This window comes from Bacillus cereus group sp. BfR-BA-01382, assembly GCF_022663475.1.
GTDB lineage: Bacteria > Bacillota > Bacilli > Bacillales > Bacillaceae_G > Bacillus_A > Bacillus_A thuringiensis_S.
The window spans coordinates 1-367 of the sequence record NZ_JAKUFQ010000309.1; the positions used below are offsets into that span (position 1 = coordinate 1).

A 367-nucleotide genomic window follows, 5' to 3' on the forward strand; every position below is an offset into this window, starting at 1 on the left:
AGTGAACATACCCCAAGCATTATCAGCGACGCTTTTTCCAAAATGAAGTGCTTGCGATATTCCCTTCATATTTAGATCTTCAATAGCTACAACATCAAAATGAGTAGCTAACTCTTTAGACTTATGATGAAGGAAGTTCTTACGTTGGTTTGCTACTTTTTCATGCAGCTTAGCTACACGGATACGTTGTTTATTCCAACGCCCTGAACCTTTTGTACGTCTTGATAATACTCGTTGAGCCTTTGCTAATCGGTCTAATATTTCACGATAGAACTTAGGATAATTGGCTCTCTCATCCTCAGAACTGACGTATAATTGATCCATCGCAAAGTCTAATCCAACAACTGTTTCTACTTCTTTTTGTACG

1 protein-coding gene is annotated in these 367 nt (G+C 38.1%); it reads right to left on the minus strand.

What is annotated here, in order from left to right; translation table 11 throughout:
• A partial coding sequence (locus MR160_RS34090; protein ID WP_242299246.1) for an RNA-guided endonuclease InsQ/TnpB family protein occupies window positions 1-367 on the minus strand: 367 nt, incomplete at both ends.